Genomic DNA, 9,954 nt, shown 5'->3' with positions numbered 1-9,954 from the left:
TCGACGAAGTCCATCAAGCCCGGTGGGCTGTTCCACAGCACGAACTCTCCGGACCTGACGCCGTCCGGGTCTCCGTCGGGGTCGCACTCCGGTTCACCTTCTTCGTCCACTCCGGACTCTTCGCCTTCTTCACCGTCCTCGCCATCTTCACCGTCCTCGCCGTCTTCACCCTCGTCGCCTTCGTCTCCGGACAGCTCGCCGTCGTCTCCGTCTTCCTCTCCCTCGTCACCTTCTTCTCCCTCGTCACCGTCGTCGCCGACTCCGGACGGTCCTTCGCGCGCTCCCGACGGCTCGTCGCCGTCGTCGACCCCGAGCCCGTCCCGCACCCCGGATGCACCGTCCACTCCGGACACCCCGGTAGCACCTCCGCGCAACACCGGCCAGACCACCCAGTCCTCGGTCGCCACCCCCGAGGCCCCGCCGCGCACGGACGTCCCCCACGCCCCGCAGCCCCCGCGCACTCCGGACACCACCCCGTCGTCGTCCCAGTCGGGCCCGATGGGCAGCACCCCGAACGCCGGCGGCAACACCCCGTCCTCCCCCGCCGCAGGCCGCCCCGGCAACCAGGGCTGGACCGGCACCCCCGGCTCCCGCGGCGACACCGGCTCCGGCATGCCGTCCCAGCGCACACCGGACACGTCACCTTCCTCGGCCCGCCCGTCCGCGCCGTCGCAGCCGAACTTCAGCCCGTCCTCCCCGAACACCCCGCACTCGCCCAGCGCACCCTCCGCGCCGCACGCGGGCACCCCGAGCGCACCTTCGACCCCGAGCGCACCCCACGGCGGCCCCACCGCGCCGTCGGCTCCCAGCACTCCCAACGCGCCGCACAGCCCGAACACCCCGTCGGCGCCGAACGCGCCTTCAAGCCCAGGAACCCCCCACAGCCCAGCCGCTGCCCACGGCGGCCCGAGCGCGCCTTCGGCTCCCAGCGCTCCTCACAGCCCCAGCACCCCCTCGGCCCCGAGCGCGCCCCACGGCGGCCCCTCCACCCCGCACGCGCCTTCGGGCCCCGGCGCACCGCACAGCCCGAACGCCCCGCACTCCCCCGACGCACCGCAGGGCCCGGGAACGACCTCGGCCGCAGGCCGCACGGACGTGCCAACCCGCCCGCAGTCGGCCACCCCCCACGCCGACGCCCCGCACACCACCCCGAACTCCCCGAACAGCCCGCACGTGCCCCAGCAGCAGGGCTTCTCGCCGTCCTCCGGCAGCCCGAACGCCCCGCACGCCGGCACCCCGCACACCCCAGGCACCCACAGCCCCGGCGGACGCCCCGACGCCCCGGGCTCACGCCCCGACGGCCCCCGCCCGGACGCCTCACGCCCACGCACCGACGCCCCCGGCGGCCACCCCAACGGCCCGAGCAGGCCGGACTCCCCCACACCGCACCGTCCAGGCCCCAACCACCCCGACGGCGCACGCCCCCGCGGCTTCGACAACCCCGGCCAGCGCCCCGACGCACCCGGCCAGCCCCACAACCGTTCCGACGGCACCCGCCCCGACACGTCCCGTCCGGACGGCACGCGCCCGGACAGCACCCGCCCCGACGGCACCCACCCCGACGGCAGTCGTCCGGATGGGACGCACCCCGACGCGAACAAGCCCGACGGCCCCGGCCACCACGACGCGGACGGCCGACCGGACGGCGACACGCCCACCAGCCACGCCGACGAGCGGCCCGACCCGGCCACCGCGCACGAGCGCCACGCCGAGCAGACGCCCGCCGGTGTGTCGCACCACGGCGGTGACCCGGACATGGGCGACCTGCCGCACCGCGTGCCGAACGACCCGCGGTTCTTCACGGCGGACGTCCACATCACGCCGGACGGGCGGGCTCGCATCGGCGGCCACGACTACACCCCCGCCGAGTACGCGGACATGTTGCGCCGCGGCGGGTACGACGGCAGCCGCCCGGTCCGCCTGATCGGCTGCGACGCGGGCAGCAACGACTTCGCCCAGCAGCTGTCGAAGCACCTCGACGCACCGGTGGTCGCGCCGACCAAGCCCGCTTGGACGGACAGCCGGGGCCGGGTGTTCACCAGTGACGCGGAGATCGGCCCTGACGGCACCCGCCAGCCGAAGATCCCGCCGAACGGCGAGTGGGAGACCCACCACCCGGACGGCACGAAGTCCAAGGTCGGCGACGACGGCTACGCGCCCGGCAGCCAGAAGGACACCGACGGCGCCGACGCCCGCGATCGCGGCGAGGACACGCCGAAGGACGATGCGGACACGCCCAAGGACGACAAGCCGCAGACCCCGAAGAACAACCCCGATTGGGACAAGACGGATCCCGCCGACCGCGCGCGCATCCAGGAACAGGTCGACGAGATCCGCGAACAGGTGCGGGAACGCTTCGACCAGTACTCGCGCGACGCCTGGGACGACGTCGACAGCCGATGGGAAGACGAGCTCAAGGACAGGTACAAGAGGCCCATCGAAGAAAAGGGCCTGCCCGAGGAGATGTTCAAGGGCACCGAGACGCACAACCGGTTCGAAAAGCAGGTCGAAGAGGACATGAACGACCTCATCGATCCCGAGTCCGGGTACCGGATCCGCGTTGAGACGTCCTGGGACGAAAATGGCGCGGAGGTTTCACGCGGTACGAAGGACTCCAAGCGCCCTGACCTCATCCTGGAACGACAGTTCCGTGACGAGGAAGGCGAGCTTCAGTGGGAGACCGCGCACGTCTGGGACTTGAAGACCGGTCAAGACGTCATCAGCAACTCGTGGGCCACGGAGGTCAACAAGCGGCTCGACCCGGTGAAGACCCCGGAAACGATCAACCATCAGCTCGCTGACCAGGGCAAACTTCCCCCGGTCCACTCTCGCTAAAGTGGGGCGCATGAAACTCATCGAGCGCTGGCACGAACTGGCGAAGGAGCTGGCGCCGTCGCTGCCGGGCAGATGGTCACTGCGCGGCCGCGGCGACCTCACGGCACTCGTCCAGGAGCCGTGGGACTGGACCGTGCGGTGGATCGGCTTCGAGCGGAGCTCGTTCTCTGAAGAAGGCTGGTTCCAAGCCGCCGTGGAACCGCTGGTGCTTGAGCAGTTCCGGTGGGCTCGGACGTTCGGGCTGCGCATGGATGAGGTTCAAGGCGGCCCACGACGGGTGGACCTCTGGTCGGATGATGCTGGCCAAGTGCTCTACGACTTCGCGCACAACGCGGCGCTGCCGTTGTTCGACAAGTGGACGGTGGAGAAGTTCGCCGGTGCCGCTGACAGGTCGATGCAGCGCCCTGTCGAGCAGAGGCGCCCGCCGTACTACTGGATGCTGGCACCGGGCTACCGCGTCGTGCTCGACACCGGATCACCGGAAGAACCGCTGCGGCAGGTCATCGACTACATCAACGAACATGGCAAGTTCACCAAGTCGCTTCCCTTCTACGAGGAACTGCTCGAACGCTGGCAGGCCGGCGGACGCGACGAGGCGCTGAGGTTCCTCGAGTTCGACCGCGACCGCAAGCTCGAAGAAGCGGGGCTCACCCGTGTGATCGACGGAGGCACGGCATGACCGCCCCACCCGCTTTGATCGAGGCCGTGCTGCAGAAACTGCCGTTGGTGGCACCGGAAGCCTCGTTCGACGCCGAGCGCGGCGAGGTGCTCGTGCCCGTGTCAGAGGGCCGGGCGCGGATCTCGCTCGACACCCTGGCGAAGACCGCGGCGACGACACCCGCCGAGCAGTGGCCGGACCTCGTCACGAGCTGGCTCGCCACGCTCAAGACCGACCTCGCGGCGGCCGAGGCGGGTGGCACCACGTCCGCTGAGCAGTTGCGCGTCCAGCTCAAGCCACACGAGGACACCCCGCCTGACGAGGTGCTGGTGCTCCCGTACGACGAGCAGTTCGACGTCGCGGTCGTCGTCGACCACGAAACCCGCGTCTCGGCGCTGACCTACTCGCAGATCGCGGCGCTGGGCATGTCGGTCGACGAGATCGGCCGCCGAGCGGTCAAGCAGACGATCACCAACGAGCTGACGAACCTCGACGTCCGGGACCACACCCTGCCCAACGGCGTGGTCGTCCGCGTGGTCGCCCAGGACGGCAACCCTTACGTCAGCGCGATCCTCATGTCGCTCACCCGTTTCACGGCGGGTGACGCGCCGCACGGCATTCTCGTCGCGGTTCCGCAGTACAGCGCGGTGCTGGTGCACGAGGTCACGTCGCAGGAGGCGGTCGACTTCCTGGTCCCGTTCAGCCGCATCGCGAAGTCCATGCGGGACGACGCGCGCGACCCGTTCGACAGCGGCGTCTACTGGTGGGCGGAGAGGACGTTCCACCGCGTCGAGATCGAAGTGACCGGTGAGGACACCGCGCGTGCTCACCTGCCGACCGCGTTGCGCTCCCTCATCGAAGCCCTTCCGGACGGCAGCTGACCGGTGGAGGTACGACGTCATCCCACCGATGCCGAGTGGGCTGAGGAGCAGCTGGAGTATTACGTCACGGTCGTTCCGGAGGGCGCGCCGAGCGTCGAGCAGTCGACCGAACGACTGAGCGTGCTGCACCCCGCTGCGCTCAGCCGCCTCGGCTACGCCACGGTGCTCGACCCCACCGCGGAAAACCTGACCACCTGGGACGCCGTGGTGCAGGCGATGCAGGTGACCACCGGCATCTTCGCCGCGGCCGGCGCCACCGAGGGCACCGTCGAGTGGCTGATCGGCGAGCGGACGGTCCACATCCCCGCGACCGGGCCGGTGCACTACGCGAACTTCAAGCGGTGGCTGGACGCTTTCTGGCTCGCGGCGATCGTCCGCGACAAGAAGTGCCTCGACCTGCTCGACTCGTTCCCGTTGGACATGATCAAGGAGTCGGTCGGCCAGTACGAGGAGTCCGACGCGTTGTGGGCCCACACCTTGCAGATGTTCACGAAGAGCGAGCCGGGCATGGCCGAGGCGCTGTCCGAGGCGATGGCCGCGACCAATCCTGAACGGCTGAGGGTCAGCACGCCGGACTACGCGCTGCGCCTTGCCTTCCCGGTGATGAACGCGTTCCTGAACATGGTGCGCAGCAACCACGAACGCGAGTTCAACGAGGCTCTTGTGCAGGCGCTGGAACAGTTCAAGGCCTACTGGACGGAGAACAGCGAACTCGCCGACAACCCGCGCGGCTTCGTCGCGCTGGCTCCGCTCGGGCTTGCGTGCATCGCCAAGGACTCCGGGCTGAACGTCGAGGTCGAGTCGGACTACCTGCCCAAGCACCTGCTGCTCGGCTCGTGGGTCGGCGAGTACCGGACTTCGTGACCGTTCTCCGTGTTCCTGAAATCTGTGCTTTCGAGCGGTGGCTGAACGATGAAGGTCCCCCGGCATCCCACCGACGCCGAGTGGGCTGAGGAGCAGCTGGAGTATTACGTCACCGTTGTTCCGGAAGGTGCGGCGAGCGTCGAGCAGTCGGCCGCGCGCCTGCCCGTGCTGCAGATGGGCGCGGTCGACCGGATCGGCTACGCCACGGTGCTCGACCCGACCGCGGAGAACCTGACGACGTGGGACGCCGTTGTCCAGGCGATGCAGGTCACCACCGGGATCTACGCTGCGGCCGGCGCCACTGAAGGCACCGTCGAGTGGTTGATCGGCGAGCGGACGGTCCACATCCCGGCGACCGGGCCGGTGGAGTTCGCGAACTTCAAGCGGTGGCTGGACGCCTTCTGGCTCGCGGTGATCGTCCGCGACAGGAAGTGCATCGACCTGCTCGCCTCGTTCCCGTTGGACATCATCAAGGCGTCGGGTAACCAGTACGAGGAGCTCGACGCACTGTGGGCCCGCACGCTGCAAATGTTCACGAAGGGCGAGCCGGGCATGGCCGAGTCGTTGGCTGAGGCCATGGCCGCGACCGATCCCGAGCGGCTGACGGTCAGTCCACCGGAGTACGCGCTGCGCCTTGCCTTCCCGGTGATGAACACGTTCCTGAACATGGTGCGCAGCAACCACGAGCGTGAGTTCAACGAAGCGCTCGCGCAGGCCCTCGAACAGCACAAGGCTTACTTCACCGCAGACAGCAAGCTGGCGGACGATCCGCGCGGTCTGATCGCGTTGGCTCCGCTCGGACTCGCGTGCATCGCGAAGGACTCCGGGCTGAACGTCGAGGTCGAGTCGGAGTACCTGCCCAAGCACCTGCTGCTCGGCTCGTGGGTCGGCGAGTACCAGACCTCCTGCGCACCGGTCGTACCTCGGTGAAGCTCCGCGAACGCTGGCACCAGCTCGCCGGGGAACTGGCGCCGTCATTACCGGGCCGGTGGTCTCTGCGTGGCCGGGGCGCGCAGACGGTGCTGGTCCAGGAGCCGTGGGACTGGACCGTCTCGTGGATCGGCTTCGACAAGAGCGCGTACTCCGACGAAGGCTGGTTCTTGGCGGCTGTCGAACCTCTTGTGCTCGACCGGTTCCGATGGGCGCTGTCCTACGGGATGCGCATGGACGAGGTGCGCGGCGGTCCGCTTGGCGTGGACCTCTGGTCGGACAACGCCGGCCAGGTGCTCCACGACTTCGTGCACAACGCCGCACTTCCGGAGCTCGACCAGTGGACGGTGGAGGAGCTTGCGAGCGGGGCCGAGAAGTCGTTGCTGCGGCCCGTTGACCGCAGGCGTCCACCGCACTACTGGTTGATGGCACCGGGTTGTCGCCTCATCCTCGACACCGGCTCGCCAGAGGACCCTCTGCGGCAGATCATCGCTTACTGCACCGAGCGGGAGGCGTTCCGGAGTGGGCTCCTGTTCTACGAAGAGCTGCTTGACCGCTGGCAGACCGGCAGACGCGGCGAGGCGCTGAGGTTCCTCGAGTTCGACCGCGACCGCAAGGTCGAAGAAGCGGGTCTGACCCACCTGCTTCCCAGCTGACTCGTGCAGGAGAAGTTCGCGGACTTGCGGTGGGTGAAGTCTTGAAGCTGGAAGAACGTTGGCACGAGCTGGCCCGGAAACTGCCGGGCCAGTGGTCGGTGCGAGGTCGTGGCGACCTCACCGTGCTGGTCCGGGAGCCGTGGGACTGGACCGTCTCGTGGATCGGCTTCGAGCGGAGCTCGTTCTCCGAGGAGGGCTGGTTCCAGGCCGCTGTCGAACCGCTGGTCCTCGAGAGTTTCCGGTGGGCCAGGACGTTCGGGCTACGCATGGACGAGGTGCGGGGCGGGCCGAGGCGAGTCGACCTGCGGTCCCCGGAAGCCGGGCAGGTGCTGCACGACTTCGCGCACAACGCGGCGCTGCCGTTGTTCGACAAGTGGACGGTGGAGAAGTTCGCTGGCGCCGCAGACAGGTCGATGCAACGTCCCGTCGAGCAAAGACGCCCGCCGTACTACTGGATGCTGGCGCCCGGATACCGCGTCGTGTTCGACACCGGCTCACCGGAAGAACCCCTGCGACAAGTCATCGACTACATCAACGAACACGGCAAGTTCACCAAGTCACTCCCCTTCTACGAGGAGCTGCTCGAACGCTGGCAGACCGGCGGACGCGGCGAGGCGCTGAGGTTCCTCGAGTTCGACCGCGACCGCAAGGGCGAGGAAGCGGGTCTGACCCACCAGGTCGACTGAGAGACACCGGGCGTGTTGGTCAACGCTTGCGCCGGCGCGGTGCCGCGGAACGGGGCGGGGCCGCGCGCATGTGGTCGCGGACCGGGGTCAGCAGGTCCGCGAGGGTCTGGACGTCGTCGGGCGACAGGCGGTCGAAGAGCAGGCCGCTGACCACCTCGATGTGACCGGGGAGCACCTGGGCGAGCAGGGTGCGGCCGGTGTCGGTGATGGTGACCGTGACGCCGCGTTCGTCGTCGGGTGACTGCGTGCGGGTGACCAGGCCCGCCTTCTCCAGCAGGCCGACCTGGTAGGTCAGGCCGCTGCGGCTGTAGACGACGCCGTCGGCGAGGTCGGTCATGCGGTGGCTGCCGGTGGGCGCGTCGCCGAGGCGGGCCAGCAGTTGGAACTGCACGTAGCTGAGGTCGCCTGCCTCCTTCAGCTGTTGCTCGACCGCGTGCCGCAGCAGGCTCGTCACCTCGACGAGCGTGAAGTACGCGCCGAGCTGGGCCGGGTCGAGCGACGGCGGTGGGGCGGGCATGCCCGGCAGTCTACTGCTTCGAATTCGAAGTGACAGCGGGCACATCTCTTGCTTCGAATTCGAAGCAGGCTGTAGCGTCGTCCTCAGTTGCTTCGAGTTCGAAGCACACCAGCGGAAGTGGGAGAGCCATGAAGGCAGTGCGTTTCCACGAGTACGGCGGCCCCGAGGTCCTGCGCCACGAGGACGCGGAACAGCCGGAGCCCGGTGCCGGCGAGGTGCGGGTCCGGGTGGCCGCCACGTCGTTCAACTCCGTCGACGGCAACATCCGCGCCGGCTTCATGCAGGGGGCGATCCCGGTGGAGCTGCCGCACACGCCCGGCCTCGACGTCGCCGGCACGATCGACGCGCTCGGCGAGGGTGTGACCGGCTGGTCCGTCGGCGACGAGGTTGTCGCCTTCCTGCCGATGACGAAGCCGGGTGCGTCCGCCGAGTACGCGCTCGCACCGGCGGAAGCGCTGGCACGGGCACCCAAGGGGATTCCGTTGGCCGATGCCGCCGCACTGCCCGTGGTGGGGCTTACCGCGTGGCAGGCGCTGTTCGACCACGGCCGGCTGAAGGCCGGGCAACGGGTGCTGGTCAACGGCGCGGGTGGAGCGGTCGGTGGGCACGCCGTGCAGCTGGCCAAGGGTGCCGGTGCGCACGTCATCGCCACGGCCAGCCCGCGCAGCGCCGAGGCCGTGCGCACCGCCGGGGCCGACGAGGTCGTCGACCACACCGCCACGAGCGTGACCGCGGCGGTCACCGAGCCGGTTGACCTCGTGCTCAACCTGGCGCCGGTCGCCCCGGAGGAACTGGCCGCGCTCGTCACGCTGGTGCGACCGGGCGGGGTCGTCGTGAACACCACGGTGTGGATGCCCGCGCCCTCCGACGAGGCACGCGACGTGCGCGGCATCGACCTCTACGTCCGCAGCGACGCCGAGCAGCTGGCGCGGCTGGTCGGGCTGGTCGACCGCGGCGAGCTGCTCATCGACGTCGGTCAGCGGGTGCCGCTCGCCGAACTGCCCGCGCTGCACGCCGCGGGTGCGGTGGCCGGCAAGGCCGTCGTCCTCGTCGGCACCGGGGACTGAGGAGGACGACGACGGCGGTGGGGTCAGGCGACGACGACCTCGACACCGGCCGCGCGCAGGCGGTCGAGGTCCGCGGCCGGGGCGGAGGAGTCCGTGACCACCACGTGCACGTCGGTGATCGCGGCGATGCGGGAGAACGCGCGCTTGCCCACCTTCGACCCGTCGGCGAGCACGACCACGCGGTCGGCGGTGCGCAGCAGGCAGTGGTCGGTGTGGGCCTCGACCTCGTCGTGGGTGGTGATGCCGCCGCGGGCGTCGACGCCGTCCACGCCGAGGAACACCACGTCCAGGCTGATGCCCGCGAGCGCGCGGTCGGCGATCGGGCCGACGAGCTCGTAGCTCTCCGGGCGCACGCCGCCGCCGGTGACCACCAGGTCGATGGTCGGGCGGGGGCACAGGTCGGAGGCGATGTTGAGGGCGTTCGTCACGATCTTGAGCTGGCGGCCGACGGCGAGCAGGCGGGCCAGCTCAGTGGTGGTCGTGCCGCCGTTGAGGCCGACCGAGTGGACGGACCCGGTCACGAACCTCGCGGCAGCCTCGGCGATCTGGCGCTTCTCCTCGCGCCGGCCCACCCGGTAGCGCAGCGGCAGCTCGTAGATCACCTCGGCCGCGACCGCGCCGCCGTGGGTGCGTTTGAGCAGCTTCTGCTCCTCCAGCGACTGGAGGTCGCGGCGGATCGACGCGACGGACGTGGCCAGGTTCTCCGCCAGCTCGGTGACGGTCACCGAGCCCGACTCGGCGAGCCTCTCCAGGATCGTGGCGAGGCGCTGCTCTTGACGCATTCGATCAGAATAGCGCACAAATTGTGCCCGTTTGGGCGCGAAACGATGCACCAAAAGCGGACATTGAACTGGAAACGA

The 9,954-nt window shown here is 69.7% G+C and carries 10 protein-coding genes and 1 pseudogene; 8 read left to right on the top strand and 3 right to left on the bottom strand.

Going from position 1 to position 9,954, the window contains the following annotated elements:
• Positions 1-818 (bottom strand): annotated as a pseudogene (locus tag ACZ7CH_RS24690) (hypothetical protein); the annotation flags it as partial.
• A gap of 277 nt (positions 819-1,095) precedes the next feature.
• Between ACZ7CH_RS24690 and ACZ7CH_RS24685 the strand changes: the two are divergent.
• The 7 genes from ACZ7CH_RS24685 to ACZ7CH_RS24655 are packed head-to-tail and all read left to right on the top strand — an operon-like array spanning position 1,096 to position 7,510.
• Positions 1,096-2,835 carry a hypothetical protein gene (locus ACZ7CH_RS24685; RefSeq protein WP_470375005.1) on the top strand — a complete coding sequence of 580 codons (1,740 nt, stop codon included), beginning with the start codon at positions 1,096-1,098 and terminating at the stop codon, positions 2,833-2,835.
• A 10-nt stretch (positions 2,836-2,845) separates the two neighbouring features.
• A complete protein-coding gene (locus ACZ7CH_RS24680; protein WP_470375004.1) occupies positions 2,846-3,514 on the top strand; it encodes a hypothetical protein in 669 nt (222 codons plus the stop codon).
• Entirely contained in the window at positions 3,511-4,374 is an 864-nt protein-coding gene (locus tag ACZ7CH_RS24675) for a hypothetical protein (protein ID WP_470375003.1), read from the top strand. The genes ACZ7CH_RS24680 and ACZ7CH_RS24675 overlap by 4 nt, the downstream gene beginning before the upstream one ends.
• A gap of 3 nt (positions 4,375-4,377) precedes the next feature.
• Positions 4,378-5,238, top strand: coding sequence for an immunity 49 family protein (locus ACZ7CH_RS24670; RefSeq protein ID WP_470375002.1), 861 nt, complete (start codon positions 4,378-4,380; stop codon positions 5,236-5,238).
• Positions 5,239-5,286: 48 nt separating this feature from the next.
• A complete protein-coding gene (locus ACZ7CH_RS24665) occupies positions 5,287-6,168 on the top strand; it encodes an immunity 49 family protein (protein WP_470375001.1) in 882 nt (293 codons plus the stop codon).
• Complete coding sequence (locus ACZ7CH_RS24660; RefSeq protein WP_470375000.1) at positions 6,165-6,824, top strand: hypothetical protein; 660 nt, start codon at positions 6,165-6,167, stop codon at positions 6,822-6,824. Before ACZ7CH_RS24665 ends, ACZ7CH_RS24660 begins: the two co-directional genes overlap by 4 nt.
• Positions 6,825-6,865: 41 nt before the next feature.
• A complete protein-coding gene (locus ACZ7CH_RS24655; protein WP_470374999.1) occupies positions 6,866-7,510 on the top strand; it encodes a hypothetical protein in 645 nt (214 codons plus the stop codon).
• Between the two features lie 19 nt (positions 7,511-7,529).
• Here the strand turns inward: ACZ7CH_RS24655 and ACZ7CH_RS24650 are convergent, their stop codons facing one another.
• A complete protein-coding gene (locus tag ACZ7CH_RS24650; protein ID WP_360393303.1) occupies positions 7,530-8,027 on the bottom strand; it encodes a MarR family winged helix-turn-helix transcriptional regulator in 498 nt (165 codons plus the stop codon).
• A gap of 128 nt (positions 8,028-8,155) precedes the next feature.
• Between ACZ7CH_RS24650 and ACZ7CH_RS24645 the strand changes: the two genes are divergently transcribed.
• On the top strand, positions 8,156-9,094 hold the full coding sequence (locus ACZ7CH_RS24645) for an NADP-dependent oxidoreductase (protein ID WP_470374998.1): 939 nt from the start codon (positions 8,156-8,158) through the stop codon (positions 9,092-9,094).
• A 23-nt stretch (positions 9,095-9,117) separates the two neighbouring features.
• On the opposite strand, the gene ACZ7CH_RS24640 is transcribed toward ACZ7CH_RS24645, so the two are convergent.
• Complete coding sequence (locus ACZ7CH_RS24640) at positions 9,118-9,876, bottom strand: DeoR/GlpR family DNA-binding transcription regulator (protein WP_470374997.1); 759 nt, start codon at positions 9,874-9,876, stop codon at positions 9,118-9,120.
• Positions 9,877-9,954: the final 78 nt, after the last annotated feature.

It is taken from the genome of Lentzea sp. NPDC037011 (assembly GCF_055607425.1).
This window is presented reverse-complemented; position numbering and strand designations above follow the sequence as displayed.

Bases quoted from the DNA above. Each gene is read 5' to 3' on its own strand.
- ACZ7CH_RS24675 (WP_470375003.1), top strand. From the start codon at position 3,511: ATGACCGCCCCACCCGCTTTGATCGAGGCCGTGCTGCAGAAACTGCCG.
- ACZ7CH_RS24645 (WP_470374998.1), top strand. From the start codon at position 8,156: ATGAAGGCAGTGCGTTTCCACGAGTACGGCGGCCCCGAGGTCCTGCGC.
- ACZ7CH_RS24650 (WP_360393303.1), bottom strand. From the start codon at position 8,027: ATGCCCGCCCCACCGCCGTCGCTCGACCCGGCCCAGCTCGGCGCGTAC.
- ACZ7CH_RS24665 (WP_470375001.1), top strand. From the start codon at position 5,287: ATGAAGGTCCCCCGGCATCCCACCGACGCCGAGTGGGCTGAGGAGCAG.
- ACZ7CH_RS24680 (WP_470375004.1), top strand. From the start codon at position 2,846: ATGAAACTCATCGAGCGCTGGCACGAACTGGCGAAGGAGCTGGCGCCG.
- ACZ7CH_RS24640 (WP_470374997.1), bottom strand. From the start codon at position 9,876: ATGCGTCAAGAGCAGCGCCTCGCCACGATCCTGGAGAGGCTCGCCGAG.